The 26,798-nt window shown below is 67.1% G+C and carries 23 protein-coding genes; 12 read left to right on the forward strand and 11 right to left on the reverse strand.

Annotation, left to right across the window (positions count from 1 at the left end):
- Nucleotides 1-21: 21 nt before the first annotated feature.
- The 3 genes from recX to lexA form a co-directional block, all read right to left on the reverse strand.
- Entirely contained in the window at nucleotides 22-513 is a 492-nt protein-coding gene (gene recX / locus QMX80_RS05145) for a recombination regulator RecX (protein WP_055764745.1), read from the reverse strand.
- 105 nt (nucleotides 514-618) lie between these two features.
- Entirely contained in the window at nucleotides 619-1,653 is a 1,035-nt protein-coding gene (gene recA, locus QMX80_RS05150; protein WP_055764743.1) for a recombinase RecA, read from the reverse strand.
- A gap of 181 nt (nucleotides 1,654-1,834) precedes the next feature.
- Nucleotides 1,835-2,479 (reverse strand): transcriptional repressor LexA, encoded by a 645-nt coding sequence (gene lexA / locus QMX80_RS05155; protein ID WP_282275659.1) that lies wholly within the window; start codon nucleotides 2,477-2,479, stop codon nucleotides 1,835-1,837.
- 100 nt (nucleotides 2,480-2,579) lie between these two features.
- On the opposite strand from lexA, the gene QMX80_RS05160 reads away from it, so the two are divergent.
- Nucleotides 2,580-3,131, forward strand: a complete 552-nt coding sequence (locus tag QMX80_RS05160; protein WP_282275660.1) for a hypothetical protein — start codon at nucleotides 2,580-2,582, stop codon at nucleotides 3,129-3,131.
- Nucleotides 3,131-3,361 (forward strand): helix-turn-helix transcriptional regulator, encoded by a 231-nt coding sequence (locus tag QMX80_RS05165; protein ID WP_282275661.1) that lies wholly within the window; start codon nucleotides 3,131-3,133, stop codon nucleotides 3,359-3,361. Before QMX80_RS05160 ends, QMX80_RS05165 begins: the two co-directional genes overlap by 1 nt.
- Nucleotides 3,362-3,366: 5 nt before the next feature.
- Here QMX80_RS05165 and ubiB read toward each other — a convergent pair whose 3' ends face one another.
- The 3 genes from ubiB to QMX80_RS05180 all read right to left on the reverse strand — a co-directional run bounded on the left by ubiB (nucleotide 3,367) and on the right by QMX80_RS05180 (nucleotide 7,477).
- A complete protein-coding gene (ubiB, locus tag QMX80_RS05170) occupies nucleotides 3,367-5,046 on the reverse strand; it encodes a 2-polyprenylphenol 6-hydroxylase (protein WP_282275663.1) in 1,680 nt (559 codons plus the stop codon).
- 37 nt (nucleotides 5,047-5,083) lie between these two features.
- Nucleotides 5,084-5,581, reverse strand: coding sequence for a CinA family protein (locus QMX80_RS05175; RefSeq protein ID WP_055765403.1), 498 nt, complete (start codon nucleotides 5,579-5,581; stop codon nucleotides 5,084-5,086).
- A gap of 315 nt (nucleotides 5,582-5,896) precedes the next feature.
- A complete protein-coding gene (locus QMX80_RS05180; RefSeq protein ID WP_282275665.1) occupies nucleotides 5,897-7,477 on the reverse strand; it encodes a transglycosylase SLT domain-containing protein in 1,581 nt (526 codons plus the stop codon).
- 124 nt (nucleotides 7,478-7,601) lie between these two features.
- On the opposite strand from QMX80_RS05180, the gene QMX80_RS05185 reads away from it, so the two are divergent.
- The 3 genes from QMX80_RS05185 (at nucleotide 7,602) to QMX80_RS05195 (ending at nucleotide 10,901) form a co-directional block, all read left to right on the forward strand.
- The gene (locus QMX80_RS05185) at nucleotides 7,602-9,164 is read left to right on the forward strand and encodes a helicase HerA-like domain-containing protein (RefSeq protein ID WP_273081999.1); all 1,563 of its coding nucleotides are present in this window, start codon (nucleotides 7,602-7,604) and stop codon (nucleotides 9,162-9,164) included.
- Nucleotides 9,165-9,168: 4 nt separating this feature from the next.
- Complete coding sequence (gene greB / locus QMX80_RS05190; protein WP_273082001.1) at nucleotides 9,169-9,690, forward strand: transcription elongation factor GreB; 522 nt, start codon at nucleotides 9,169-9,171, stop codon at nucleotides 9,688-9,690.
- Between the two features lie 203 nt (nucleotides 9,691-9,893).
- Nucleotides 9,894-10,901, forward strand: coding sequence for a DegV family protein (locus QMX80_RS05195; protein WP_282275667.1), 1,008 nt, complete (start codon nucleotides 9,894-9,896; stop codon nucleotides 10,899-10,901).
- 32 nt (nucleotides 10,902-10,933) lie between these two features.
- Here the strand turns inward: QMX80_RS05195 and QMX80_RS05200 are convergent, their stop codons facing one another.
- Both QMX80_RS05200 and rimO read right to left on the reverse strand, forming a co-directional pair.
- Nucleotides 10,934-11,791, reverse strand: a complete 858-nt coding sequence (locus tag QMX80_RS05200; RefSeq protein WP_282275668.1) for a DUF3025 domain-containing protein — start codon at nucleotides 11,789-11,791, stop codon at nucleotides 10,934-10,936.
- Nucleotides 11,792-11,808: 17 nt separating this feature from the next.
- The gene (gene rimO / locus QMX80_RS05205; RefSeq protein WP_282275670.1) at nucleotides 11,809-13,170 is read right to left on the reverse strand and encodes a 30S ribosomal protein S12 methylthiotransferase RimO; all 1,362 of its coding nucleotides are present in this window, start codon (nucleotides 13,168-13,170) and stop codon (nucleotides 11,809-11,811) included.
- A gap of 250 nt (nucleotides 13,171-13,420) precedes the next feature.
- Here rimO and QMX80_RS05210 point away from each other — a divergent pair, with 250 nt between their 5' ends.
- Genes QMX80_RS05210 through QMX80_RS05220 form a run of 3 tightly spaced genes read left to right on the forward strand, consistent with a single transcriptional unit; the run spans nucleotide 13,421 to nucleotide 14,697 of the window.
- The gene (locus tag QMX80_RS05210; protein WP_282275672.1) at nucleotides 13,421-14,080 is read left to right on the forward strand and encodes a dienelactone hydrolase family protein; all 660 of its coding nucleotides are present in this window, start codon (nucleotides 13,421-13,423) and stop codon (nucleotides 14,078-14,080) included.
- Nucleotides 14,077-14,499, forward strand: coding sequence for an HIT family protein (locus QMX80_RS05215; RefSeq protein WP_055764720.1), 423 nt, complete (start codon nucleotides 14,077-14,079; stop codon nucleotides 14,497-14,499). The genes QMX80_RS05210 and QMX80_RS05215 overlap by 4 nt, the downstream gene beginning before the upstream one ends.
- A 30-nt stretch (nucleotides 14,500-14,529) precedes the next feature.
- Nucleotides 14,530-14,697: a DUF5668 domain-containing protein gene (locus QMX80_RS05220; RefSeq protein WP_162838910.1), complete on the forward strand. Its 168-nt coding sequence runs from the start codon at nucleotides 14,530-14,532 to the stop codon at nucleotides 14,695-14,697.
- Nucleotides 14,698-14,769: 72 nt separating this feature from the next.
- Here QMX80_RS05220 and dcd read toward each other — a convergent pair whose 3' ends face one another.
- Both dcd and apbC read right to left on the reverse strand, forming a co-directional pair.
- On the reverse strand, nucleotides 14,770-15,342 hold the full coding sequence (gene dcd, locus QMX80_RS05225; protein ID WP_282275677.1) for a dCTP deaminase: 573 nt from the start codon (nucleotides 15,340-15,342) through the stop codon (nucleotides 14,770-14,772).
- A 261-nt stretch (nucleotides 15,343-15,603) separates the two neighbouring features.
- Nucleotides 15,604-16,446 carry an iron-sulfur cluster carrier protein ApbC gene (gene apbC, locus QMX80_RS05230; protein ID WP_282275693.1) on the reverse strand — a complete coding sequence of 281 codons (843 nt, stop codon included), beginning with the start codon at nucleotides 16,444-16,446 and terminating at the stop codon, nucleotides 15,604-15,606.
- Nucleotides 16,447-16,906: 460 nt separating this feature from the next.
- On the opposite strand from apbC, the gene QMX80_RS05235 reads away from it, so the two are divergent.
- From QMX80_RS05235 to QMX80_RS05245, 3 genes are all read left to right on the forward strand, one after another.
- Entirely contained in the window at nucleotides 16,907-19,648 is a 2,742-nt protein-coding gene (locus tag QMX80_RS05235; protein WP_082443484.1) for a TonB-dependent receptor, read from the forward strand.
- Nucleotides 19,649-19,798: 150 nt separating this feature from the next.
- Complete coding sequence (locus tag QMX80_RS05240; RefSeq protein WP_282275678.1) at nucleotides 19,799-21,763, forward strand: prolyl oligopeptidase family serine peptidase; 1,965 nt, start codon at nucleotides 19,799-19,801, stop codon at nucleotides 21,761-21,763.
- 115 nt (nucleotides 21,764-21,878) lie between these two features.
- Nucleotides 21,879-22,691, forward strand: a complete 813-nt coding sequence (locus tag QMX80_RS05245; RefSeq protein ID WP_156357980.1) for a sel1 repeat family protein — start codon at nucleotides 21,879-21,881, stop codon at nucleotides 22,689-22,691.
- Between the two features lie 16 nt (nucleotides 22,692-22,707).
- Here QMX80_RS05245 and QMX80_RS05250 read toward each other — a convergent pair whose 3' ends face one another.
- Nucleotides 22,708-24,315: an NAD(P)/FAD-dependent oxidoreductase gene (locus QMX80_RS05250; protein ID WP_282275679.1), complete on the reverse strand. Its 1,608-nt coding sequence runs from the start codon at nucleotides 24,313-24,315 to the stop codon at nucleotides 22,708-22,710.
- Nucleotides 24,316-24,460: 145 nt separating this feature from the next.
- Between QMX80_RS05250 and QMX80_RS05255 the strand changes: the two genes are divergently transcribed.
- Nucleotides 24,461-26,557: a M13-type metalloendopeptidase gene (locus tag QMX80_RS05255; RefSeq protein ID WP_282275694.1), complete on the forward strand. Its 2,097-nt coding sequence runs from the start codon at nucleotides 24,461-24,463 to the stop codon at nucleotides 26,555-26,557.
- The last annotated feature ends 241 nt before the right edge of the window (nucleotides 26,558-26,798 follow it).

A 26,798-nucleotide genomic window follows, 5' to 3' on the forward strand; every position in this document is an offset into this window, starting at 1 on the left:
AGGGTATCAGGCCCGGTCCATTCAGTCCTCAGGATCGTAGCGGGTAGCGCTGCGGATGCAGCCCCCGTCGAAGCCGCGCCGGGCCAGCATGTCCGCGGCCTTGCGCCGCTGCGCCAGATCCTGCGGCCCCTCCGGACCGAAACGCCGGCAGACCAGTTCCCGGGCCAGTTCCGCCCAGTCGCCCTCGAATGTGGCCATCGCGGCCTCGATCCGCTCGCTGTCCAGGCCATGGGTGCCGAGTTCGGCACGGATATGCAGGGGGCCATAGCCTCCCCCGGACCGGTTGCGCACCAGGGCCTCGGCGAAACGGGTGTCGTCCTGCCAGCCCTCTTCGGCCAGCTTCGCTACCGCGGCGTCGACTTCGTCCGCATCCACGCCCCGGGCCTTGAGCTTGCGTCCCAGTTCCTTGCGCGAATGCTCGCGCCTTACCAGCAGCCCCAGGGCACGCTGCAGCGGCGTCTGTTCACGCGGCCGCCGGCTGCGGCGGCCAGGCCGGTCTTCGCTGTCGTTCATCGCCTGCCATCACCCTGCGCCGGCGCAGGGCCAGCCCGATACCGGTGAAAACCGCGGAAACGGGACGGCGTCACTGACGATGCGCCGCCCGTTCCCGCGGGAAAATCATTCCTCGTCTTCGCCGTCACCCGCTTCGCGGGCGGCGTCGGCCGGCTGGAACTTCTCGCGCAGTTCGGCCTCGAGCCTGGCCGCTACCTGCGGGTTGTCGCGCAGGTAGCCGCGGGCGTTGTCCTTGCCCTGGCCGATGCGCTCGTCGCCGTAGCTGTACCAGGCGCCCGCCTTCTCCACGAGCTTGGCATCCACGCCCATGTCGATCAGTTCGCCCTCGCGGCTGATGCCCTCGCCATAGAGGATCTCGGTGATCACCTGCTTGAACGGAGGCGCCAGCTTGTTCTTGACGACCTTGATCTTGGTCTGGTTGCCGATGATCTCGTCGCCCTTCTTGATCGCGCCGATGCGGCGGATGTCCAGGCGCACCGAGGCGTAGAACTTCAGCGCGTTGCCGCCGGTGGTGGTTTCCGGGCTCTGGCCCGGCATCATCACGCCGATCTTCATGCGCAACTGGTTGATGAAGATCACCAGCGTGTTGGAGCGCTTGATGTTGCCGGTCAGCTTGCGCAGCGCCTGGCTCATCAGGCGGGCCTGCAGGCCCGGCAGCTGGTCGCCCATCTCGCCTTCGATTTCGGCCTTCGGGGTCAGCGCGGCGACCGAGTCGATCACCAGGATGTCGACCGAGCCCGAACGCACCAGCATGTCGGCGATCTCCAGCGCCTGTTCGCCGGTATCAGGCTGCGACAGCAGCAGATCGTCCACATTCACGCCCAGCTTGGCGGCGTAGATCGGGTCCAAGGCATGCTCGGCATCGATGAAGGCCGCAGTGCCGCCCATCTTCTGGCATTCGGCGATGGCCTGCAGGGTCAGGGTGGTCTTGCCCGAGGATTCCGGGCCATAGATCTCAACGACGCGCCCCTTGGGCAGGCCGCCGATGCCCAGGGCGATGTCCAGCATCAGCGAGCCGGTCGGGATGGCCTCGACGGGCTCGACCACGCGGTCGCCCATGCGCATCACCGAGCCCTTGCCGAACTGCTTCTCGATCTGGCCCAAGGCTGCGGCAAGAGCACGCTTCTTGTTCTCGTCCATCAGGTCGTTCCTCGCGGGGGATTTGGATTTCGTCATGGGGTTCACTGTAGCGGGGCCGTATCGCATAGGCTGAGACTGGTTGCGACGCGGCCAGATTATCGGGCCGGGAAGGATACCGGCAGCGACGCCGCCGCCCTTCTTCCGTAGGAAAACCATCGCGCCTGCGATGGGAAAAACACCGTCACCGGTTGGGCCTCAGCAGGCCGCAGTACAGCCCTTCGATGGCGAAATCCTGGTCCGGCAGGACCTCGATGGGCGCGTAGTCCGGGTTGCGCGGCAGCAGGCGAATGCGGTCCTTGCCGACCTTGAGCAGCTTGACGGTGATCTCGTCGTCGATGCGCGCCACCACGATCTGACCGGAACGCGCATCGCGGGTCCGGTGCACGCCGATCAGGTCGCCATCGAAGATGCCCTCGTCGATCATCGAATCGCCCTGCACCTTCAACAGGTAGTCCGGCGCGGGCGAGAAGAACACCTTGTCCAGCACCACGAAGTCGTCCGAGCCGATGTCCGCGCCGATCGGCAGGCCGGCGGCGACCCGCCCCAGCACCGGCAGGCGCAGCACCTGTTCCTCGGCCATGGCACCTGCCGGCATGACGGGTTCGTCACCGCCGGCCGGCCGCACCAGGCGGATGCCCCGCGCCCTGCCCGGCATGCGTTCGATGGCACCGGCAGCCTCCAGGGCATCGAGGTGGTATTGCGCCGAGCGCACCCCCTTGAAGCCGAAGGCACGGGCGATCTCGGTCTGCGAGGGCGGCACGCCCTCGCTGTCGATGCGCTCGGCGATCAGGTCGAGGATGGCCTGCTGGGTATCGGTCAGGTTCATGGTTAGTAGTAATACTACTAACGGACGTGAGGAATCAAGCGATTGACACCTTTGGATTGATTAATTTATGTTTTACATAAATTAATCAAAAAGGAATGAAATGACCTTCTTCCCGAAAAACCAAGTGCGTGTCCATGGCCGGACTCTGGTCACGCTTGGCACGTTGGGCATCACCTGCGTCGCAGCCATGGGGTTCATGTTGACAATGATGTCGTGGCTGCCGGACTGGGCCCCCCAAGCCTCGGTATGGACCATTGCCGGAATCGAATGGAAGCAGGCGGTCGTCATGAACACGACCGGCAAATGGCTGTTGAGCACGGCCGGAATGCTGTGGACGCTGGCCTATCTGACCCCGCTGATCGCTCTGCGCCGGCTGGGTCGCTGCCTTTACGCGAATGAGGCCCTGAGCCGGCCGGTAGCTGATGCCTTCCGGTGGCTGGCGCATTCGGTGCTGGGGTTCGCCCTGTTCAATGCCGGCAGTATCGTGCTGGCCGCCATCGCCGCCGAAGGCAATCACGTGCCACAACACGACATCTCCATCAGTGTCGCTGGTTGCTACCTGTTCCTCATCGCCTGTCTCTGCCTGTACAGCGTGGCGCACCTGATGCAGTTGGCGACCGAGGCAGCCGACGACGCGCAGAGCATCGTCTGATGCCGATCATCGTCAATCTCGACGTTATGCTGGCCCGCCGCAAGGTGAAATCAAAGGAACTGGCGGAGCGCGTGGGCATCAGCGAGACCAATCTTTCCCTGCTCAAGCAGGGCCATGTCAAAGGTATCCGCTTCGCTACATTGGAGGCGATCTGCCGGGAACTAGAGTGCCAGCCGGGGGAACTGCTCGAGTATCGCGTCGACAGAGATCCGGCCGGAAGCGAATGCTGAGCGGCTCATGACCGCTTCCCGCTGCGCCAGATCGAGAACAGGATCCATACCCCGCACAGGCCCGCGCCGAGGAAGCCGGCCACGCCCAGCGCCAGCAGCCAGCGGTTGGTGCCGCTGCCGATGCTGTTCATGACGATGGACGAGCCGATGATCAGGGCGGCGGTGACGATGCCGACGGTGAGCCGGTTGGCGGCGCGGTTGACCTGGTCGCCGAAGCCTTTCAGCGCGGGGGTATCCACCATCAGCTGCATGCGCCCGCGGCGGGCCGCCTGCAGCAGCCGGCGCAGGTCGCGCGGCAGGTCTCCGGCCAGATCGAGCGCACCGAGCAGACTGCGGCGGCCGCGCCGCAGCACGGCCCGCGGCGCATACCGGCGGCGCATGATCCGTTCCAGGAACGGACGCGCCGCGCCGGCCATGTCGAAATCCGGGTCCAGCTGCCGCCCCATGCCCTCCAGGGTCAGGAAGGTCTTGATCATCAGCGCCAGGTCGGCCGGCAGGGTCAGGCCGTACTGCCGCAGCAGCGCGGTCACGTCGCCCAGCATCAGGCCCACGCGCAGGTCCTTGAGCGGCACGCCGCGGTACTGGTCCACGAAACTGCCCAGGTCGTGCTGCAGGCGCGATTCGTCCACCTCCACGCCGCCAGCCCATTCCAGCAGCACGTCGGTCACCGCTTCCGGATCCTGCGACACCAGCCCGTGCAGCAGCCGCGCGACCTGGAACCGGCGCTGCTCGGACAGCCGCCCGACCATGCCGAAATCGATGATGCCGATGCGGCCGTCGCGCATGTAGAAGATGTTGCCCGGGTGCGGGTCGGCGTGGAAACAGCCGTCGTCGAGCACCATCTTCAGGATGATCGCCGCGCCGGTATGCGCCAGCGCCACGCGGTCCAGGCCGGCCGCATCGACGGCGTCCAGGTCGCGCCCAGGGATGCCGTCGACGAAGTCCTGCACGTTGAGGCTCTCGCAGGTCCATTGCCAGTGCACGCGCGGGATCAGCACCTCCGCATGACCGGCGAAGTTGCCGGCGATGCGCTCGGCGTTGCGGCACTCGGCGGCGAAATCCAGTTCGCGGCGCAGCGACTGGGTGAACTGCTGCACCACTTCCGAGGGCCGGTAGCGGCGCAGGTCCGGCAGGCGCGCCTCGATGATCTCGGCCAGGCGCGCCAGCAGGCGCAGGTCGGCCTCGACCACGTCGCGGATACCCGGGCGGCGGACCTTCAGCACCACCGGCGTGCCGTCGTGCAGCCAGGCCCGGTGCGCCTGCGCCAGCGAAGCGGCCGCCATCGGCCGCTCTTCCAGCCGGGCGAAAGCCTGTTCCGGGGGCTCGCCCAGGTCGGCCTCGAGCTGCCCGCGCACCTGTTCGTACGGCAACGCCGGCACCGCGTTCTGCAGCTCGCTGAACTCGGCGATCCATTCCGGCGGAAACAGGTCCACGCGCGTGGCCAGTACCTGCCCCAGCTTGACGAAGGTCGGGCCGAGGTCTTCCATCGCGCGCCGCACCCGCACCGGCGCCGACATTTTCAGGATCTGTCCGGGGTCGTTCCAGTGCAGCAGGCGGCCGGCGCGCTGCAGCACGTCGGCCATGCCGATGCGGCGGACGACGTCGCCAAAGCCGTAGCGGATCAGGACGGCAGCGATCTCCTGCAACCGGCCGAGATCGCGCACGGTACCCAGGGCTTCCCACATCAGCCGCACCCTCCGCTTCCCGGGCCGCACCGCGACATCACAGCAGGGCCTCCAGCCCCTCCAGCGCGCGCGCCACGGTCTGCCGTCGCACCGCATCGCGGTCGCCGTCGAAATGGAACAGTTCGGCATGCGTGTAACCGCCGCGCCGCTTCCAGCCGATCCACACGGTACCGACCGGCTTGTCGGCGCTGCCGCCGCCCGGCCCGGCGATGCCGGTGACGGCGACGGCGACGCTGGCACCGGAATGCACCAGCGCGCCGGACACCATTTCGATCACCGTTTCGCGGCTCACCGCGCCCTGGCTTTCCAGCGTCTGCGGGCGCACGCCCAGCAGCGCCTGCTTGGCCTCGTAGCTGTAGGCCACCATGCCGCAGTCGAACCAGTCCGAAGAGCCGGCAACGCCGGTCATCGCCTTGGCGATCCAGCCGCCGGTACAGCTTTCGGCCGTGACGACACGGTCACGCGCGACGCGCAGGCGTTCGCCCAGACGGGTGGCCAATCGCTCCAGTTCAAGATCGTCGACAGGGGGGGACATGCTGGCGCCCATGCAAAAAACGGCCCTCCGTTTTAGCGCAAAAACGCGCCGGGCGCCGGGTTCGTTGCGCCGGCCCGCAGCGTACCGACGGATTGGCCGAGGCCATCGCCAGGCAATGTTGCCGTTCGCGCTCCGCATCGACCAGCCGCTGCCGCGCCGGATCGGATGCGTGCCGGAGCGGCGCGACCAGCACCGCGTCCGTTGTCCGGAACCAACGCCGGAGCCTGGTTCGCCCAGCGCGCCCTACCAGTGGCATGGACAGCGCATGCCTCCCGGCCCTGTGCGACGCGGCCGCCGACGCCTCGCGCCGCGGCCTCAGCGCGAACAGCCTTCCAGCTTCAACGCCTGCCCCGGCTTGATCGCGTAGGCCGGCGCGCGCAGTCCGTTGGCACGTGCCAGGGTCGGCACGTCGCACTGGAAGCGCGTGGCGATGCGGCCGAGCGTGTCGCCCTTGGCGACCTTGTAGCTGCGTGCGGCCGGACGGGGCGCCGGGCGCGCCGGCGCGGTCGGCGCCGCGGCGGCAGGCGGGGCCGACTGCATCGACTGCACATCGCCCACCGCCACGTTGCCGGTGTAGGCCGCGGCCTGCGGCCGCTTGATCGCGGCATTCAGATCGGCGGTGATCAGCGCCCTGGCCAGGTCCGCGCGCGGCCCGCTCACGCATTGGCGGTTGTACAGCCCGGCGATGCGGGTGGTAGCGTTGATGGTGGTGCCGGCCGGAATCCAGCCATCGGCCTCGTAACGCGGATTGAGGTTGCGCAGCACGCGCATGTAGCCGTCGCGGGTGCCGGCGCTGCCCAGGCAGATGGTCAGTTCGTAGATCGTGGTGGACCTGGCCAGGCGGATCGTCGCCGGCTGCGCGTTGACCTTCGGGAACTCCACGCCGTACTGCTGCGGGTGCAGGAAGATCCAGGCCGCGGCGATCACCATCGGCACGTAGTCCTTGGTCTCGCCGGGGAACTGGTTGTAGATCGAATCGGTCCAGAAGCTCTGTCCGCCGCCCTGGTTGAACACCCGCTGCGCCCTGCCCTCGCCGCCGTTGTAGGCGGCCAGCGCCAGCTCGATATTACGGTTGAGCTGGCCCATCCGCTCGTTCATGTAGGCGGCACTGGCCTCGGCGGCGCTGCGCGCATCGAAGCGGGTGTCGAAGCCGGTGCCGTCCGGGCCGAGGCCGAAGCGGCGGCCGGTGGCCGGCATGAACTGCATCAACCCGGCCGCACCGGCGCGCGAGGAGGCATGCACGCGGCCATTGGACTCCTTGGCCATGATGCCGAACAGCAGCCCCTCGGGCAAGCCGCGCTTCTCCCACTCCGGCCACATCACCGCGCGCAGGTTCATGTAGTTCTCATAGCTGGTCAGCAGCGCCGGGCGCATGTCGGTCAGCCAGCGGCGGATGCCGGCCTGGATCGCCGGGTTGTATTCGACCATCTCGTCGAAGGCGTGGCGGTGGTCGTTGAGCAGCGCCGCCGCGCGCGCGGCTTCCGGCACGTCGGCGACCAGCGGACCGACATGGTCGGGATCGGCTTCCAGCGTATCGCCGGCCTCGTCGGCGGCGTCGCCGGCGCTGTCGTCGGCCTGCTTCTTCAACAGCCGCTTGTAGGTGGACAGCAGGGTGCCGACCTGGCAGCCCTTCTGGCCGATGCAGGCGTCGATCACGTCCTCCATGTCCTCCAGCGCCGCATTGCCCTCGGCGGTGCCCTTGGGATCGGCGTTGGCGACCAGCAGCAGCGCGTCGGTATAGCGCTTCTCCGCTGTCGCCATGCGCTGCTCGATCGCGTCGACCTTGACCTTGTCGCGGGCGGACACGCGCTGCGCGTGGGCGGTGGGAACGGCAACCAGCAGCGAAGCGGCGACCAGCAGGGAGCAGCGGCGGACAGTCGGAACGGAAGCGGGCATCAGCGGCATTACGGACGGAAAGGCTGGCAGGGTAGCCGCCGGCCTTGTCCGGCGGCAACCGGCGCGCCGAGGCGATACAGTCGGCCGTTAGAATCCCCTCACGCCTCCCTCCAAGAGCTCCCCCATGGACCCCATCCTGATCGGCAAAGGCACCACCGACGACATCGCCGTCACCCTGCTCCCGCAGTTCGGCAACCGCCATGGCCTGGTGGCCGGCGCCACCGGCACCGGCAAGACGGTGACGCTGATGACCCTGGCCGAGGGCTTCTCGCGGCTGGGCGTGCCGGTATTCATGGCCGACGTGAAGGGCGATGTCGCCGGCCTGGCGGTACCTGGCGACATCAGCGAGAAACTGGCCGCACGCGCCGCCGAGATCGGGGTCGATGGCTACACCGCGCAGGCCAGCCCCACGATTTTCTGGGACCTGTACGGCCAGCTCGGCCACCCGGTGCGCACCACGGTCAGCGAGATGGGGCCGACCCTGCTGGCGCGCATCCTCGAGCTCAACGACACCCAGGCCGGCGTGCTCGACATCGTGTTCAAGCTGGCCGACGACCGCGGCCTGCTGCTGCTCGACCTGGACGACCTGCGCGCCCTGCTCAACCTGATCGCCGAAGAGCGCAAGGACGTATCCACCGGATACGGACTCGTCAGCGCGCCTAGCATCGCCGCCATCCAGCGGTCGCTGCTGCGCCTGTCGCAGGACGGCGGCGAGAACTTCTTCGGCGAACCGGCGCTGGAACTGGCCGACATCATGCGCGTCAACCACGACGGCCGCGGCGTGATCGGCATCCTCGCCGCCGCGCAGCTGATCCTCAAGCCGCGCCTGTACTCGACCTTCCTGCTGTGGCTGCTGTCCGAGCTGTTCGAGAAGCTGCCGGAAGTGGGCGACCTGGAGAAACCCAGGCTGGTGTTCATCTTCGACGAGGCGCACCTGCTGTTCAACGACGCCCCGGCCGCGCTGGTGCAGCGCATCGAACAGGTGGTGCGGCTGATCCGCTCCAAGGGCGTGGGCGTGTACTTCTGTTCGCAGTTCCCCGACGACGTGCCGGCCAACATCCTCGGCCAGCTCGGCAACCGCGTGCAGCATGCGCTGCGCGCCTTCACCCCGCGCGACCAGAAGGCAGTGAAGACGGCCGCGGAGACTTTCGTGCAGAACCCGAAGCTGGACGTGGTGGCCACGCTGTCGCAGCTGGGCACCGGCGAGGCGCTGGTTTCGACGCTGCAGGACAAGGGCATCCCCGCGCCCGTGCAGAAGACGCTGGTGGCGCCGCCGCGTTGCCGCATGGGCTCGATCAGCGAGTCCGAACGCATGCAGGTACGCGCCGGCAGCCCGGTCGGCAGCCGCTACGACACCGCCATCAACCGCGAATCGGCCGCCGAGATCCTCGCCGCCCGCGCCCAGCAGGCCGCCGAGCAGGCGCAGGCACCGGCCGCGCAGGGCGCTGGACAGGGCGGAATCGGCCAGAAGATCAGCGAGCTCCTGTTCGGCAGCGGGCGCAAACAGGGCATGGTCGAATCGGTGGCCAAGCAGACCACGCGCAATGTCGGCGGCTCGATCGGACGCAGCGTCGGCAGCTCGATCGGCGAATCGGTGATGGGCAAGACCGGCAAGAAGTACGGCGGCCAGATCGGCAACCAGATCGTGCGCGGTATCCTCGGCGGCATCTTCGGCGGCAAGCGCTGAACGCATGTCGCGCTGGCGTCCCCCCGCGGAAAAAAGCACCGCCCTGATCACCGCGCAGGGCCATGCGCGGCTGAAGGCCGAACTGGACGAACTGTGGCGGCAGCGCCGGCCAGAGGTGGTCAAGGCGCTGGCCGCGGCCGCGGCCGAGGGCGACCGTTCGGAAAACGCCGAGTACACCTACCGCAAGAAGCAGCTGGGCGAGATCGACCGGCGCGTGCGCTACCTGAGCAAGCGCCTGGAAGCGCTGCGGGTGGTGGACACGCGCCCCAGCGACCCGGAAGCGGTGTTCTTCGGTGCGACGGTGGAGCTGGAGAACGTGCAGTCCGGCCAGACCCACGTCTACCGCATCGTCGGCCCGGACGAGACCGACGCGACGGCCGGCTGGATCAGCATCGATTCGCCGCTGGCCCGCGCCCTGCTGAAAAAGCGCATCGACGACGAATTCGAGGTGGAACTGCCGGGTGGGCGGCAGGCCTTCGCCATCGTCGGCATCGACTACGTGGTGGGTCCGCAGGGGCCGGCATAAGCTCCCCGGGGCGCCCGCCCAGCGCGGCGACCGCGGCGGAATCCCGCGCACGCGGCACATACGCCAGCGCATGCGGACAACTGGCCCGCATTGTGGAATCAAGCCACTAGGCAACGTCGTCCGGAACATACCCGGACGTATTTGACGCGCCTTCATTGGCCTGTGTATTGCTCTCCGGTTGCCCATGTCGCCACGGAAGAAACATGCACGCGCCCGAAGCCACGGCCCCCACCCTCGAACAGGACGTCACCAGCCAGCGCCGGCCGGCGCGTACCGGCATCGTCATCGATGCGTCCTGCGACGTATCGGCCGATTTCATCACCCATCCCGACGTGGCGGTGATCCCCATCCCGATCCGCATAGGCCCGGTCACCTATGTCGACCAGCACGACGCCGACGCCACCAGCCGCTACATGCGCGAGAACGCCAACGGCGAGGGCGTGACCGGCCAGTCGATCCCGCTGGACGCGGCGCAGATGAGCGCGTTCTTCCTCGAACGCTTCGCGCTGGAGTACGACTCGGTGTTCTGCCTGACGATCACCGCCAGCCGCAGCCCGATCCACGACGCCGCCCGCCACGGCAGCACTTTGGCGATGAATGCCATCCGCACGCTGCGCCAGGCATCGGGCATCACCCGGCCGTTCCAGTTCCGGGTCATCGATACCCGCAACATGTTCGCCGGCTCCGGCGTTCCGGCCATGGCCTTGATGGACATGCTGCGCGCGCAGGTGCCGCCCAAGGACATCCGCGATCCCCTGCAGCGCATCATCGACACCACCCACACCTATTACGTTCCGGACAACCTGGGCTATGCGCGCACCCGTTCGCGCGTGCGCGGCGACCGCAGCATCAAGCTGCTCAACGTGCTGCTGGGTAGCGCGCTGGACATCAAGCCGATCATCCTCGGCCGCAACGGCGACACCCATCCGGTCGCCCGCTTCCGCGGCCGCGACGAGGCCTGGAGCCGCCTGTTCGCCCATGCCGGGGCGCAGGTTCGGCGCGGGCTGTATGCGCCGCACCTGGTCGTTTCCCATGCGGGCCCGGTGCAGGAGGTGCTGCAGCTGGAGGCGCTCGCGCGACTGCGCGATATCTGCGAGAAAGAGGGCGTGCACCTGCACGTGCTGCCGATGAGCATCACCGGGATGATGAACATCGGCCCGGGCGGGCTCACCCTGGCCTTCGCCGGCGAACCGCAGGACGGCCGTTTCTGATCGCCGGAAAGCCGTAGAGGAACGGGCCCGCCCTATGGGGCAGCGCGCAGCGGCGGCGGATACAGCCGGCCTGCGCGCAGCGGCCGGAAGTAGCCGGCCTGCGCATGGAAAACGGCATCCTGCCGTGGGTGCCAACCCGGTATACCGGCCAGCGGCAGCGGCCTCAGCTCCAGTGGATCTTCGAGAATTCCTCCGTCCGCGATCGCTTCGGCGACGCGGGCCACGCAGGCCGCGTCGTCCCCGCCCCGCACCACCACGCACCGCCCGACCAGCAGGCGCCCGGGCACCAGCGCCTGTTCCATCAGCGCATGCCCGATCACCGCGGCAATGGCGATGCCGCCATCGTGCCAGCGTGCGGCCTGGGCGACGAACAGTTCATGCCAGCGATGGCCGTCCCACAGCGGCAGCAGCGCCGGATCGGCGACGCGCACGACCACCCCGCATTCGTCGAACTGGGTCAGCGCCTGCTGCGCGCGGTTGCGCCGCTGCGGCCCCATCGCGGCGATGTGCAGGCACTGGCGTGCGTTGAGCGCCGATTTGACCGCCGGATGACGCGCCCAGACCAGCGCATTGAACAGGTCGTGCCAGTTCTCCGTGCGGGTGGCGATGCGGCCATGCGTGGCGATACGCGTCTCGTAGTGCAGGCCATCGCCGAGCAGCGCCGGGTCCTGCGCGGCGAAACACCGCCCGGGCAGCGGCAGCGCCGCGTTGAGCGCGTCGATGCCGGGCCACGCCGCAGCCGTCAGCAGTTCCCGATACTCGGCGTACCGCTCGAAAAGGGGGTGACGGAAACACGCCGGATCGACCTGCCCGCGCGGCGGTGCGACGAAGCGGCGCCGATCGGCAGCGGCATCAGCGCCGGCATCGTCCAGCGCCGGACTGCCGTCCATGCCATCCGGCTGGCCGGTCACAGCACCTTGAGGTCGAACGGCTGGGCGACCGGCTTGACCAGCGCGTCGCCGAACAGGTCGTGCTCATCGCTGTCGGTGATTTCCACATCGACGAAGTCGCCTACCCGCAGCCGGGCCTCATCGGCATTCTGGATATGCACCAGGCCGTCGATCTCGGGGGCGTCGGCCTTGGAACGCGCCACCGCGATGCCGTCCTCGAGGGCATCCACCAGGCATTGCTGCACGCTGCCGATCTTCGCTTCGAGCCTGGCGGCGGAAATGGCGGCCTGCTTCTCCATGAAGCGCGCCAGGCGCTCCTGCTTCACCTCTTCCGGCACCGGATCGGGCAGGTCGTTGGCAGTGGCGCCCTGCACCGGCGAATAGGCGAACGCGCCCACGCGATCCAGCTGGGCGGCATCGAGGAAGTCGAGCAACTGTTCGAACTCGACCTCGGTCTCGCCCGGGAAACCGACGATGAAGGTCGAGCGCACGGTGATGTCCGGGCTGATGTCGCGCCAGCGCAGCACCCGCTCCAGGGTCTTGTCGACCGCGCCCGGGCGCTTCATCAGCTTGAGGATGCGCGGGCTGGCATGCTGGAACGGGATGTCCAGGTACGGCAGGATTTTCCCTTCGGCCATCAGCGGCACGACATCGTCCACATGCGGATACGGATAGACGTAATGCAGGCGCGTCCATGCATCCAGCTCGGACAGGCCCTCGCACAGCGCCTTCATGCGCGTGGCGTATTCCCTGCCGCGCCAGGTGCCTGGCGCATACCGGCGGTCCACGCCATAGGCCGAGGTGTCCTGCGACACCACCAGCAGTTCGCGCACGCCGCCCTTCACCAGGCGCTCGGCCTCGCGCAGCACGTCCTCGACCGGGCGCGACACCAGGTCGCCGCGCATCGAGGGGATGATGCAGAAGCTGCAACGGTGGTTGCAGCCCTCGGAAATCTTCAGGTAGGCATAGTGGCGCGGCGTCAGCTTGATGCCGTAGTCCGGCACCAGATCCACGAACGGGTCGTGTTTCGGCGGCAGCGCCGCGTGCACCGCATCCATCACGCTGGTGTAGTCCTGCGGCCCGGATACCGACAGCACGTCCGGGTACTGCTCGCGGATCATCTCCGACTTCTTGCCCAGGCAGCCGGTGACGATGACCTTGCCGTTCTCGTTCATCGCCTCGCCGATGGCGTCCAGCGATTCGGCCACCGCCGAGTCGATGAAGCCGCAGGTGTTGACCACCACCACGTCGGCCGAGTCGTAGGACGGCACGATGTCGTAGCCCTCCACCCGCAACTGGGTGAGGATGCGCTCGGAATCGACGAGGGCCTTCGGGCAGCCAAGGCTGACGAAGCCGACTTTGGGGTTCAGCTGGGACATGGGGTCTGCGGTTCTGGGGGCCGGGGATCGGAATGACCTGGGGCCGGAAGCGTGGCGATTATACCGGGCCGGCCATGAACTCCCTGCCCCGCCTCCACCCTCCCCCTGCAGGAGCGTTTTCAGTCGCGATGGAGCTTTCCCGAAGCGCCCTTCACGGGGAATGCCCCATCGCGACTCAAGCCCTTCCAGCAAAAGGCGCGCCAGGCCTGCCCGGCGCGATAATCCCGCCCTACCCCCTTGGAGCCCCGCCATGTCCCAGTGGATCACCCTCGACACCGCCCACGGCCCGGTACGCGCCTGGCAGGCCCTGCCCGCGGGTCCGGCGCGCGCCGGCCTGGTGGTGATACAGGAAATCTTCGGCGCCAACGCCCATATCCGCCACGTCGCCGGACAGTACGCCGCCGACGGTTACGCCGTGCTTGCGCCCGCGTTCTTCGACCCGCTCGAACCGGGGCTGGAACTGGACTACGACACCGCCGGCACCGACCGCGGCAAAGCGCTGGTGGCCGAACTCGGCGTGGACCGCGCGGTGGACATCGTGGAGGCCGCCGCCCACGCCCTGGCCGGCCATGGCAAGGTCGGCACCGTGGGCTATTGCTGGGGCGGCACCATCGCCCTGCTCGCCGCGCAGCGGCTGGGCCTGCCCTCGGCCAGTTACTACGGCGCGCGCAACGTGCCGTTCCTGGATGCCCCGTTCAAGGCCCCGGCCATCTTCCATTTCGGCGCGCAGGATCCCTCGATCCCACCGGCCGCCGTTGCAGCGCATCGTGAAAAGCAACCGTCGATGCAGGTATACGTGTATCCGGCCGGCCACGCCTTCAACCGCGAGGCCGGCATGCACTACCACGCTCCGAGCGCCGCGCTGGCGCGCGAACGCACCTTGGCCTTCTTCAGCGAGAACCTGCGATGACCGAAGTTGTGACGTCCGATTTCGAGCTTGACACCCGCCTTGCCGCCGACAGCGTCCTGATCGCTGACGGCCCGCTGTCCCAGATCCGCCTGATGAACGACGACCGTTTCCCCTGGGTCGTGCTGGTCCCGCGCGTGACCGGCGCCAGCGAATGGATCGACCTGGACGGCAACCAGCAGCGCCTGCTGCTGGCCGAGATCAACCAGATCTCCCGCCACCTGAAGCAGAAACCCAACGTCACCAAGCTCAACATCGGCGCGCTGGGCAACATCGTGCCGCAGCTGCACATCCACCTGATCGGCCGCCACGAAGGCGACGCCGCCTGGCCCGGACCGGTCTGGGGCAGCGGTCCGGCGCAGCGCTTCGACCCGGGCGTGCTGGCCGAGCGTGTCGAAATCTGGCGCCAGCGGCTACGATAGCCGCCACCTCAACCAAGGACCTGCAAGTCGATGCGCTCCAATCTGATCGCCGCCCTGATCCTGATCGTCGTCGGCCTGTTCTTCCTGGCCAAGAACCTGGGCTGGATCAACGGCAACATCGGCTCGATGCTGGCCACGTGGTGGCCGGCCATCCTGGTGGCCGTGGGCATCGGCATGCTGTTCGGGCGCGGCAAGTAAGCCTGGCCGCCGCTGGAAACGAAAAGGGCGCGGATTCCGCGCCCTTTTCATTGCTGCGACCGCAGCGGCGGCTCAGGTGCGCGGCAGGGTCACGCCGGTCTGGCCCTGGTACTTGCCGCCGCGGTCCCGGTACGAGGTCTCGCAGACATCGTCCTTGTCAGCCTGGAAGAACAGCATCTGCGCCACGCCCTCGTTGGCGTAGATGCGCGCCGGCAGCGGCGTGGTGTTGGAGAACTCCAGGGTCACGTGGCCTTCCCACTCCGGCTCCAGCGGCGTCACGTTGACGATGATGCCGCAGCGCGCATAGGTGCTCTTGCCCAGGCACACCACCAGCGTGTCGCGCGGGATGCGGAAGTACTCCACCGTGCGCGCCAGCGCGAAAGAATTCGGCGGGATGATGCACTCGCCGGCCTCGATGTCGACGAAGCTCTTCGGGTCGAAGTGCTTGGGATCGACGATGGTCGAGTTGATGTTGGTGAACACCTTGAACTCGCGCGAGCAGCGCACGTCGTAGCCGTAGCTGGACGTGCCGTAGCTGACGATGCGCTGGCCGTCGACCTGCTTGATTTGCCCGGCCTCGTACGGCTCGATCATGCCGTGCTGCTCGGACATGCGGCGGATCCAGCGGTCGCTCTTGATGCTCATTCGGTGTCCTGGCGGATCGGGTGGAAAGCGTGATTCTAGCCGGTAGCGCCGGGCGCTGGCCGGTACGCGCCAGGGCTGCGCACTGTCGCCCCGCGGCCTGGACCGCAGACCGCGGGCTCCGACTCCTGCCAGACACACCCGCATCCTGGGCGCCCCATGGCCAAGGGGGATGCAACATGACAGTGCCGGCCGCTGGTCGGCACCTGCGCCGATGCCCGGAATCCGGGGTTTCCAGCCAGCTGGCCGGCGCCAGCCGGCATATCAGACCAGCGAGGAAACGATGGGAATCCCCGCACGCGGGCGCTTGCCCAGCTCCTCGACCATGCGCTGCGCCGCGGCCACATAGGCCTTGGCCGCCGCCGACTCCGGCGCCGCGGCCACGATCGGCGAGCCGGCGTCGCCCTGCTCGCGGATGCCGATCTCCAACGGCAGCGAACCCAGCAGCGGTACGCCGTACTGCGCGGCCATGCGCTGGCCGCCGCCCTCGCCGAACAGGTGCTCGACGTGGCCGCAGCTGGAGCAGGTATGCACCGCCATGTTCTCGATGATGCCCAGTACCGGTACCTCGACCTTCTCGAACATTTTCAGCGCCTTGCGCGCGTCCAGCGTGGCGATGTCCTGCGGCGTGGTCACGATCACCGCCCCGGCCACCGGAATCTTCTGCGCCAGGGTCAGCTGGATGTCGCCGGTGCCCGGCGGCAGGTCGATCAGCAGATAGTCCAGATCGCCCCAGCGGGTGTCGTTGAACAGCTGGGTCAGCGCCGACGTCGCCATCGGCCCGCGCCAGATCATCGGCGAATCCTGCTCGACCAGGAACCCGATCGACATGGTCTCAACCCCGAACGCGCGCATCGGCTCGATCGACTTGTTGTCCGGACTCTCCGGGCGCCCGCTCAGCCCCAGCATCGCCGGCATGCTCGGCCCGTAGATGTCGGCATCCAGCACTCCCACCCGTGCGCCCAGCCGCTGCAGCGCCACGGCCAGATTCACCGCCGTCGTGGACTTGCCCACCCCGCCCTTGCCGGAGCCCACAGCGATGACGTTGCGGATGCGGGGGTGGGGAGAAAGCCCCTTCTGGACGGCATGGGCGGCAACCCGTGACATTGGCTGGGACATGATCAAGGACCGTACTGGGGGGCTGGAAATGGTAGCAGCCATGCCCGTCGTGCCAGACGGAGTTGCCCGCGCACGCCGCCAATGCGCACCGCATCGGCGAAAAACCGCAACCTGATATGCCCAAAAATCATCACGCCGGTGCCGGAAGACCCTGTGGCAATGCCGGCACCTGTCATTACAGGCGCTTGAGCTCGACGCCAGAACAGAATTCGCCGCGCTTATACCTGTTCACATAAAAAAAATGTGCATAACTTGCCGCGACAACGTGCACATATCGTTAAAGTCATGTTACGTTCAACATACAGCCGGCTGCCGTTCAGCTATTCCCGTGATTCCGGAACGCTTCCGGCCCGGTGCTGTCATCCTAGCCAACTTCAGGGGATTCACTAAAGTGATTCGCAAAACCACATTCAAGCGTACCGTTCTGGCCAGCGCCCTGCTGGGCGTAATGAGCGCACCCGCCGCATTCGCGCAGGACGCAACCGCTCAGGCCGGCAAGGCTTCCGCCGAGCGCGCCACGAACCTCGACAAGGTCACGGTCACTGGCTCCCGCATCAAGCGTGCCGACGTCGAAGGCCCGACTCCTGTCGTGGTCCTGACGGCTGCGGACATCGAGAAGGAAGGCTTCAACACCGTCTATGAGGCGCTCACCACCCTGAGCCAGATCACCGGCGACGTGCAGAACGAGCTGACCCAGAGCGGCTTCACCCCGAACGCCCAGTTCCTGAACATGCGCGGCATGGGTCCGGGCTATACCCTGATCCTGATCAACGGCAAGCGCATGGCGGACTATCCGCAGCCTTACAACAGCCGTTCGAACGCGGTCAGCCTGAGCAGCATCCCGGGTGCGGCCGTCGAGCGCATCGAAGTGCTGACCGGCGGCGCCTCGGCCATCTACGGCTCCGACGCCGTGGCCGGCGTGGTGAACATCATCACCAAGAGCAACTACGACGGCAACGCGGTCAAGATCCGCGCCGGCACCTCCACCCGTGGCGGTGGCGACACCGGCCTGTTCCAGTTCACCGGCGGCAAGAGCGGCGACAACTGGAGCGTGACCTACGCGGCCGAGTACCTGAACCGTGAAGAGATCCAGGCGTCGCAGCGCGACTTCATGGATTCGTACTACGACAACCCGGATTTCAAGGGCCGCCCGGACTTCGCCACCGCCACCAGCGGCGTGTACCTGTACCGCAATACCGGCGCGCAGTACGTGTGGAAGGGCAGCGACGGCAGCATCAACAATTCGGTGAAGAACCTGCGCGAAGCCTGCGCGGCCACCTCGTCCGAATTCACCCCGTACAACAGCTCGGCCAGCGTCTCCAACAGCACCCCGAACCGCTGCGGTTACTTCGGCTACCCGGCGACCCAGTCGGTGCAGAACTCGTTCGACAAGCTCTCGGGCTACGTCGCCGGCACCTATGACTTCAGCAATGGCCTGCAGGCATACGCCCAGGCGCTGGTCACCGACAGCACCAACAAGGGCTACAGCTCCACGCAGTTCTGGCAGACCCCGGGTTACGTCTACGACCCGACTCTGGGATACGTCCAGGCCCAGCGCATCTTCACCCCGGAGGAAGTCGGCGGCCCGCAGGCCACCGTCTATGACGAAACCTCGATCAACGTGGTCGGCGGCGTGCGCGGCATCATCGCCGACCGTTTCGACTGGGATGCCAGCATCTCGCACTCCAGGTTCGACTACGACACCACCCGCCCGCGCTTCCTGACCAACAAGATCAGCGACTACTTCCTGGGCCCCAAGCTCGGCATGCAGGGCAGCTACCCGATCCACAAGATGAACGTGGATCGCCTGTTCAGCCCGCTGACCCCGGACGTCTACAACTCGCTGATCACCGACGTGCGCAACAGCGGTTCGTCGAAGAACACCACGGGTAGCTTCACCATCAGCGGCGACCTGTTCGACCTGCCGGCCGGCCCGCTGGGTGCGGCGCTGGTGGTGGAAGCCGCGACCCAGGAGTACACCCTGGATCCGGACATCCGCTCCACCGTCACTTACACCGGTGCCGACAAGATCTACAACCTGACCGCCACCGGCGGCGGCGGCGAGCGCGACCGTTACGCGATGGGCCTGGAACTCAGCATCCCGATCTTCGATTCGCTGAAGGCAAGCGTGGCCGGCCGCTTCGACAAGTACGACGACGTCACCAACGTCGACGGCGCTGGCACTTGGTCGGCCGGCCTGGAATGGCGTCCGTTCAACAGCCTGCTGCTGCGCGGCAACTACTCCACCAGCTTCCGAGCGCCGGACATGCACTACGTGTTCGCCGGTCCGTCGGGCTCGTATTCCTACATCGTCGACCAGCTGCGCTGCCGCCAGGCGAACCTGGACCCCAAGTCCACCGCCTGCACCGGCAACACCGACTACTACTACCAGGTGTTCAGCACCCGCCAGGGCAGCCGCGCGCTTGAGGAAGAGACCGGCAAGTCGTTCACCGTCGGCTTCGTGTGGGACATCATCGATGACCTGGCGATGACCGTCGACTACTACAACATCAAGCTGGAAGGCGCGGTTTCCGACATCGACTCCGATTACCTGTTCCGCAACGAAGCGGACTGCCTCCTGGGCAAGGACATCAACGGTAATCCGGTCGACGGCAACTCCCAGGCGTGCAAGTACTTCACCAACCTGATCACCCGCGACAATACCGACCTGGGCACCAACAAGGTGACCGAGAAGCTGTCGGTTCCGTTCAACCAGGCCATGATGCGCACCTCGGGCATCGACGCCTCGCTGGACTACAAGTTCGACACCGATCGTTGGGGCCGCTTCTCCTTCGGCATGAAGTACACCCATGTCCTGAAGCTGGAAGAGCGTGACCTGCCCGACAGCGAACTCCACAACGCCCGTGACGACCTGCAGTACTTCAACTACCGCAGCAAGGTCACCCTGAACAGCGCGTGGAGCAAGGACGACTGGAGCGCCTCGGTGTACGGCACCCGTGCCGGCTCGCTGCCGAACTGGGCCGAAACCGGCCGCGTTTCGCCGTACTTCACCTGGAACCTGACGGTGAACAAGAAGATCACCAACAAGGCTTCGGTGGGCATCCAGGTCGTCAACCTGTTCGACAAGGCCGGCGGCAACGACGACACCTTCAACTCGTACCCGTACTTCTGGCGCGCCTACTCGGCAGTGGGCCGCCAGATCTCGGCCGAGCTGAACTACAAGTTCTGATCGTACGAGAGTACCTGGCAACAAGGAGAAAGCCCGGCCCCCGCCGGGCTTTCTCTCATGCGCACGCGGGGGCTTCAGCAACGCCCGCATTGGCGGCACGCCGCGCCAGCCCCGCCTCTGTTTCGAGACAGAAGATTGCAAGGAGCACACATGAGAATTCGCAGCAAGGCACTGCTGTGCCTGGCGGCCTGCATCGCGCCGGCCCTGGCAACCGCCCAACAGCCGATCGCCGACTTCGTCGGCCGCCCCGCCTACGGAACCGCCAAGATCTCACCTGATGGCAAGTATCTGGCCATGACCGTGGACAAGGGCGAGCAGGACGTGCTGGTGGTACTCCGCACCGCCGACATGGGCCCCATCAAGATCAACCAGTTGCCCGACAAAAAGAGCATCGGCGACTTCCACTGGGTCAGCGGCGAGCGTTTGATGTTCACCGCCATCAAGAAGATGGGCGGCTATGCCCAGCCGTTCAGCACTGGCGAGTGGTTTGCGGTCAACGCCGATGGTAGCCAACCGCGGCCGCTGGTGTTCTATGGAACCCGCGACGCCACCCAGGCAAGCAAGGCCGTTGGCAACGAGCGCTATTCGTTGGTCGATACGCTCCGCAACGACGACCAGTACGTCATCATGGAGGCGACCAGCGCGCGCTCCAACGAAGGCGTCGGTACCGAACTAGTGAAGATGGACGTCCTCAACGGCCGCCGGACATCGCTGGGCCGGGCCCCCAAGGAAAACTGCAGCGTCACGCTGGATGCCACCAAGCAGCCGCGATTTGCCGTCTGTTCCTCGACACGCGACGAGTTCGGCGAGTACGAGGAACGAACCGAACTGTATCGCCGCGACGACCAGTCGTGGACACTGGTCAATGCTTCCAAGACCGCGGGCAAGCACCTCAGCGTCCTGCGCACCACCGAGAACGGAACGGTCTACGCGATGCAGAGCGACAACAAATCGCCTGCTTCGATCGGAACCCTGGATACCAGCAGCGGCGAGTACACGCAGCTGTTCAGCGACCCGGTAGCGGAGGTATCGCAACGGATCTGGTCCACCGACCAGACCACCCTGCTCGGCGTGGTGACCGAGGCCGGCGCCCCGAAGGTCACGCTGCTGGACGAGGAACACCCCGACGCCGCGTTGTACATGTCCCTGGCCTCGGCGTTCGAGGGACAGAAGGTGGATTTCGCCAGCTATACCAACGACGGCAGGAAAATCCTCGTTTCGGTGACCAGCGACCACAACCCCGGCCAGCTGTACCTGTTCGACCGCGACGCCGGCACGGCCCGTCCGCTGCTGGCACGCAGGCCGCAGATCGACCCGAAGAAGATGGCGCGCACCATGCCGTTCTCCTTCACCGCGCGCGATGGACGCCTGATCCATGCCTACCTGACCCTCCCGCAGGAATCGGAAGGCAAGCGCATGCCGCTGATCGTCAATCCGCACGGGGGCCCGATCGGCCCGCGCGACGACTGGTCGTTCAACCCCGAAGCCCAGCTGTTCGCCAGCCGCGGTTACGCCACGCTGCAGGTCAACTTCCGCGGCTCGAGCGGTTACGGCAAGGAGTTCCAGGACGCGGGCCATCGCCAGTGGGACGAAGGCATCCAGAACGACATCCTCGACGCCACCCATTGGGCCATCGATCGTGGCTACGTCGACAAGGAGCGGATCTGCATCTACGGTGGCAGTTTCGGCGGCTATTCCTCGCTGATGGCGCCGATCCGGGAGCCGGGATTGTTCAAGTGCGCTTTCGGCTACGTCGGTGTCTACGACGTGCCGATGCTGTTCACCAAGGGTGACATCCCCGCACGCGAGTCGGGCCTGCGCTACCTGCGCCGGACCCACGGCAGCGACAAGGCCGACTGGACCCGCGCCTCGCCGGCGCAGCGTGCCGCCGAAGTCAAGATCCCGGTCTACTTGGCAGCCGGCGCCCGCGATGCGCGTGCGGTGCCGGAACAGACCGAGTTGATGGGCAAAGCCCTGGCCGCGGCCGGCAACCCGCCCGAAGGCATGATCATCCAGCCGGGCGAAATGCACGGGTTCTATGGCGACGAGGCACGCCTCAACCTCTATAGCGAGATGCTCGGCTTCTTCAACCGGCACATCGGCGGGAAGCGCTGAGGTCGCCGCACCTGCCATCGGCCCCAACTGATGGCAGGTGTCCTGCCCAGGGTGATCTGCAAACCTAGCAGGACTGCGACCACTCCCACGGCCGCCCACACAGGAACAAGTACACATGACAGTGAAGTCATCGCTGGCGGCGGCTCTCCTGCTGGCCTGTATCGCGGCCGCACCGACCGCCAGTGCCGCCCAACCAGGCAAAGCGCCGCCGGACCCTACCCGCGATCCGCTGATGACCACCGCGGGCTTTCTCTCCAGCCACCCTGACCTGCGCTACCGCTTGCTGGGCCTGGAGCGCATGCGCGACGGCAAGGCCAAGGAAGCCTTCGAGTTCTTCAAGCGCGCCGCCTACTATGCAGACAAGCCGGCGCAGGGCATGGTCGCGGAGATGCTGTGGAACGGTCAGGGAACCGAGGCCGATCCGGCCCTGGCCTATGCCTGGATGGACCTGGCCGCCGAGCGGGGCTACAAGGGATTCGCCGGGTTGCGCGAGCGGTACTGGTCCAAGCTAGACGAGCAGCAACGCGCGCGCGCCGTTGAAGAAGGGCGGACCGTCTACGCAACCTATGGCGACGAGGCCGCCAAGCCTCGCCTAGCCACCGTGCTGCGGCGCGAGCGTATGCGCATGACCGGCAGCCGGCTGGGTACCGTCGGTAACCTCAAGATCTATGTTCCCGGCCCAGACGGCGAAGGCATAGCGATCGATGGCTCCAAGTTCTACGACGAGCGCTACTGGAATCCGGACAAGTACCTGCAGTGGCATGACGACATCTGGATGGAACCGCGTATCGCCAAGGTCGACGTGGGCGAACTGACCCAGGTCGAGCAGCCCAAGCCGGAAAGCCGCATTCCCGAGGTTTCCCCGATCATCGATGCGGAGGAACCGAAAACAGAGGACGCGATGCCCCGGGTGGGCGACAAGCCCTGATCCCCCAACGGCCGCGTCAGCGGCCGTTGTCTTTCAGTATCTCCCGCGCCGCATTGTGCCCCGGTGCCCCGGTCACGCCCCCGCCGGGATGCGTGCCCGAACCGCATAGATACAGCCCGGGAAGCGCGCCGCGGTAGTCGGCCTGGCCCAGCATCGGGCGGGCGCTGAACAGCTGGTTGAGGCTCAGCGCACCGTGGAAGATGTCGCCGCCGACCAGGCCGAAAGTGCGCTCCAGATCCAGTGGGCTGAGGATCTGCCGGCCCAGCACCGAGGCGGCGAAGCCGGGGGCGTGCTGCTCGACCGTGGCGATCATCAGGTCGGCCACCTCCTCGCGGTGGTCGTCCCAGCTGCGCCCGTCCGGCAACTGCGGGGCGACGTGCTGGCAGAACAGGCTGGCGACGTGCTGGCCGGGCGGCGCCAGCGAGTCGTCCAGCGTGCTGGGAATCAGCATCTCCACCACCGGTTCGCGCGACCAGCCATAACGGCGCGCATCGAGGTAAGCGCGATCCATGTAGTCCAGGCTGGGGGCGATGATGATGCCGGCGGTGAGATGGTCGCCCTGCCCCGGCAATACGCTGAAATCGGGCAGGCGCGACAGCGCCACGTTCATGCGGAAGGTGCCCGAGCCGCAGCGCCAGTTCGCCATACGTCCGCGGGTCGCGGCAGGCACGTCCGCCGGATCCAGCAGCCGCTCGTACAGCAGCTTGGGGTTGACGTTCGCGACCACCGCCCGGGCGTGGATGACCTCCCCGGCATCGGTCACCACGCCGGTCGCCCGCCCGGCCTCCACCAGCACCCGCTCCACCCCGGCGCCGGTGCGGATCACCGCGCCGGCCTCGGTCGCCGATCGCGCCATCGCCTGGGTGATCGCGCCCATCCCGCCGATGGCGTGCCCCCAGGCGCCCTTTACGCCATTGCTCTGCCCGAACACATGATGCAGCAGCACGTAGGCCGTGCCCGGCGCGTATGGGCTGGCGTAGTTGCCGACGATGCCGTCGAAGCCGAACAGGGCCTTGATCGGTGCGCTTTCGAACCAGCGATCCAGGTACTCGGCCGCCGAGATCGTGAACAGGTCCAGCAGTTCCTGCTTCAGGCCGGCGTCCAGCCCCTGCAGGCGCCGCCCCAGCTGGCCGGCCTTCCACAGTTCCGGCAACGCGCGCAGCCAGCCGCCTTCGCTCACGTTCGGCGGGGGCTGCAGCGCCACCGCGCGCAGTACGTCGGCGAATACCTCCAGGCGCTGTTCGTACGCGGGCAGGCGCGCGGCGTCACGGGCCGAAAACTTCGCCACCTCCTCGCCGGTGCGCCCTCCACCCGCCAGCAGGTAGCGGCCATCGGGCAGCGGCAGGAAGTTGTTGATCCGCCGCGGCACCACGCGCAGGCCATGACGTTCGAGCTGAAGGTCCTCGATCACCCTGGGCTGCAGCAGGGACACCGTGTAGGACGCCACCGAATTGCGGAAACCGGGGTGGAATTCCTCGGTGACCGCGGCGCCGCCGACCACGTCGCGACGCTCCAGCACCAGCACCCGCTTGCCGGCCTTGGCCAGGTAGGCCGCGCAGACCAGCCCGTTGTGTCCGCCGCCGACCAGCACCGCATCCCACTGCCGCGAAGAGTTCTCTGCCATGGACCTTGTATAGCACTCCCCGCCTCTGGCAGCCGGCATGACCTTCGACACCCTTTCCATGACGGTTACAGGCGTATCTTCTGCGCACGCCCCTGTGATCGGGGTCTCACCCCATGCACCGAATCCGGCCTGGAGGCCTCCCGTGATCGTTCGCAAACCCCAGATTCTCCTGCTGACCCTGGCCGTCTCGGCCGCGCTGGTCGGCTGCAAGAAAGAAGAAACCCCGGCAGCCGCTGCCACCGCGCCGGCTCCCGAGGCCGCCGCCGAACTGAAGCTGGACGAGTCCAAGCTGCCGGCCTACAACGCTTTCACCGCGGCCGACCTGGACCCGAGCAAGGACGTCTGCACCGACTTCGGCGGCTACGTCAACGACAAGTGGCTCAATGCCAACGAGATCCCCGGCGACCGCACCAGCTGGGGCGCCTTCACCATCCTGGACGAGCGCTCGGTCGCCGTGCAGCACCAGCTGGTCGAGCAGGTCGCGGCGATCAAGAACGCCACCGGCGTGGAGAAGATCGTCGGCGACTTCTGGGCTTCGGGCATGGACGAAGCCAAGATCAACGCGCTGGGCATCGCGCCGCTGAAGGCCGATCTCGAAGCCATCGACGCACTGGCCGACAAGGACGCCATCGCCAACTACCTGCGCACCAGCGCGGCCAAGGGCGAAAACGTGCTGTTCGGCTTCGGCCCGGAAGCGGACTTCAAGAATTCGTCGATGAACATGGCCTACGCCAGCCAGGGTGGTCTGGGCCTGCCGGACACCACCTACTACACCGACGCCAAGAAGGCCGACAAGCTCAAGGCCTACCAGGCGCACGTGGCCAAGGTGCTGGAACTGTCCGGCGTGGCCGCCGCCGACGCCGCCCGTCAGGCCGAGGACGTGGTCAAGTTCGAGACCCGCCTGGCCAAGGCGTCCAAGTCCAGCGTCGAGCTGTCGCGCGACGTCTCGCTGTACTACAACCCGGTCACCGTGGCCGACGCCGACAAGCTGACCCCGAACTTCAGCTGGAGCAGGTTCTTCGAGGCCCAGGGCATCGCCGCGCCGGAGAAGTTCTCGCTGGCGATCCCCGGCTTCCACCAGGAAGTGAGCAAGATGCTGGGCGACACCGACCCGGCCATGTGGCGCGCCTACCTGCGCTTCCACACCATCGACGGCGCCTCGCCGTACCTGAGCGATGCCTTCGTGCAGGAGAACTACGACTTCTACGGCAAGGCGCTCAACGGCCAGAAGGAGATCAAGGCCCGCTGGAAGCGCGTGCTGGGCACCATCGAAGGCGAGGCCGGCGACGCGTTCGGCCAGCTGTACGTCAAGGTCGCCTTCTCGCCGGAAGCCAAGGCCAAGATGGAAGAGCTGGTGAAGAACCTGGCCGCTGCGCTGAAGGAGCGCATCCAGAACCTGAGCTGGATGAGCGATGAGACCAAGGCCAAGGCCATCGCCAAGTGGGAGACCTTCACCCCGAAGATCGGCTACCCGGACAAGTGGCGCGACTGGAGCGGCCTGCAGACCACGCATGACGACTACCTGGGCAACATCCGCGCCGCCACCGCGTTCAACTACAAGTGGGAACTGTCCAAGATCGGCCAGCCGGTGGACAAGACCGAGTGGGGCATGACCCCGCAGACGGTCAACGCCTACTACAACCCGATGCAGAACGAGATCGTGTTCCCGGCCGCCATCCTGCAGCCGCCGTTCTTCGACCCGAACGCCGACGACGCGCTGAACTACGGCGGCATCGGCGCGGTGATCGGCCATGAAATGACCCACGGCTACGACGACCAGGGCGCGCGCTTCGGGCCGACCGGCAACATGGAAGACTGGTGGACCCCGGCCGACGCCAAGGGCTTCGCCGGCCGCACCGGCAAGCTGATCAACCAGTTCAACGAGTACAAGGTGGGCGACCAGCATGTCGACGGCAAGCTGACCCTGGGCGAGAACATCGCCGACCTGGGCGGCCTGGCCACGGCCTACGACGCCCTGCAGAAGGCCAGCGCCGGCAAGGAAGACCCGAAGATCGACGGCTTCACCCGCGACCAGCGCTTCTTCTTCAACTGGGCCACGGTGTGGCGCAGCAAGTACACCCCGGAGAACGCCAAGGTCCGCCTGGCCACCGACCCGCACGCCCCGGCCCAGTTCCGTGCCATGGGCGCGCCGTCGAACCTGCCGACCTTCGCCGCCGCGTTCCAGTGCAAGGCCGGCTCGCCGATGGTCCGCACCGGCGACAAGCAGGTGGTGATCTGGTAAGCCGCCGCTGAGGCTGCACGTTGTCGACGAAGGCCCGGGGAATCCCGGGCCTTCGTTTTCTGCGCGTCGCCGGAATGCCATGCGTGGGTGCCGGGATGCAGGGCTTGCCCTGCGCAGCAACAGCGCGAACATGCCGTGCCGTGCCAGTCACGTGCTGCATTGCCAGGCGCTGCGGAACGCTGCCCCCTGCGAAGCGGGTGGCGCCCCGCCGGGGTATTTCCCACCCGGCCAGCCATTCCCC

The organism is Stenotrophomonas sp. PS02297 (genome assembly GCF_029959705.1).
In the GTDB taxonomy this organism is placed as follows: domain Bacteria; phylum Pseudomonadota; class Gammaproteobacteria; order Xanthomonadales; family Xanthomonadaceae; genus Stenotrophomonas; species Stenotrophomonas nitritireducens.

Excerpts from the sequence above, each read along its gene's own strand:
- recX (WP_055764745.1), bottom strand. The coding sequence starts at position 513 with ATGAACGACAGCGAAGACCGGCCTGGCCGCCGCAGCCGGCGGCCGCGT.
- recA (WP_055764743.1), bottom strand. The coding sequence starts at position 1,653 with ATGGACGAGAACAAGAAGCGTGCTCTTGCCGCAGCCTTGGGCCAGATC.
- lexA (WP_282275659.1), bottom strand. The coding sequence starts at position 2,479 with ATGAACCTGACCGATACCCAGCAGGCCATCCTCGACCTGATCGCCGAG.
- QMX80_RS05160 (WP_282275660.1), top strand. The coding sequence starts at position 2,580 with ATGACCTTCTTCCCGAAAAACCAAGTGCGTGTCCATGGCCGGACTCTG.
- QMX80_RS05165 (WP_282275661.1), top strand. The coding sequence starts at position 3,131 with ATGCCGATCATCGTCAATCTCGACGTTATGCTGGCCCGCCGCAAGGTG.
- ubiB (WP_282275663.1), bottom strand. The coding sequence starts at position 5,046 with ATGTGGGAAGCCCTGGGTACCGTGCGCGATCTCGGCCGGTTGCAGGAG.
- QMX80_RS05175 (WP_055765403.1), bottom strand. The coding sequence starts at position 5,581 with ATGTCCCCCCCTGTCGACGATCTTGAACTGGAGCGATTGGCCACCCGT.
- QMX80_RS05180 (WP_282275665.1), bottom strand. The coding sequence starts at position 7,477 with ATGCCCGCTTCCGTTCCGACTGTCCGCCGCTGCTCCCTGCTGGTCGCC.
- QMX80_RS05185 (WP_273081999.1), top strand. The coding sequence starts at position 7,602 with ATGGACCCCATCCTGATCGGCAAAGGCACCACCGACGACATCGCCGTC.
- greB (WP_273082001.1), top strand. The coding sequence starts at position 9,169 with ATGTCGCGCTGGCGTCCCCCCGCGGAAAAAAGCACCGCCCTGATCACC.
- QMX80_RS05195 (WP_282275667.1), top strand. The coding sequence starts at position 9,894 with ATGCACGCGCCCGAAGCCACGGCCCCCACCCTCGAACAGGACGTCACC.
- QMX80_RS05200 (WP_282275668.1), bottom strand. The coding sequence starts at position 11,791 with ATGGACGGCAGTCCGGCGCTGGACGATGCCGGCGCTGATGCCGCTGCC.
- rimO (WP_282275670.1), bottom strand. The coding sequence starts at position 13,170 with ATGTCCCAGCTGAACCCCAAAGTCGGCTTCGTCAGCCTTGGCTGCCCG.
- QMX80_RS05210 (WP_282275672.1), top strand. The coding sequence starts at position 13,421 with ATGTCCCAGTGGATCACCCTCGACACCGCCCACGGCCCGGTACGCGCC.
- QMX80_RS05215 (WP_055764720.1), top strand. The coding sequence starts at position 14,077 with ATGACCGAAGTTGTGACGTCCGATTTCGAGCTTGACACCCGCCTTGCC.
- QMX80_RS05220 (WP_162838910.1), top strand. The coding sequence starts at position 14,530 with ATGCGCTCCAATCTGATCGCCGCCCTGATCCTGATCGTCGTCGGCCTG.
- dcd (WP_282275677.1), bottom strand. The coding sequence starts at position 15,342 with ATGAGCATCAAGAGCGACCGCTGGATCCGCCGCATGTCCGAGCAGCAC.
- apbC (WP_282275693.1), bottom strand. The coding sequence starts at position 16,446 with ATGTCACGGGTTGCCGCCCATGCCGTCCAGAAGGGGCTTTCTCCCCAC.
- QMX80_RS05235 (WP_082443484.1), top strand. The coding sequence starts at position 16,907 with ATGAGCGCACCCGCCGCATTCGCGCAGGACGCAACCGCTCAGGCCGGC.
- QMX80_RS05240 (WP_282275678.1), top strand. The coding sequence starts at position 19,799 with ATGAGAATTCGCAGCAAGGCACTGCTGTGCCTGGCGGCCTGCATCGCG.
- QMX80_RS05245 (WP_156357980.1), top strand. The coding sequence starts at position 21,879 with ATGACAGTGAAGTCATCGCTGGCGGCGGCTCTCCTGCTGGCCTGTATC.
- QMX80_RS05250 (WP_282275679.1), bottom strand. The coding sequence starts at position 24,315 with ATGGCAGAGAACTCTTCGCGGCAGTGGGATGCGGTGCTGGTCGGCGGC.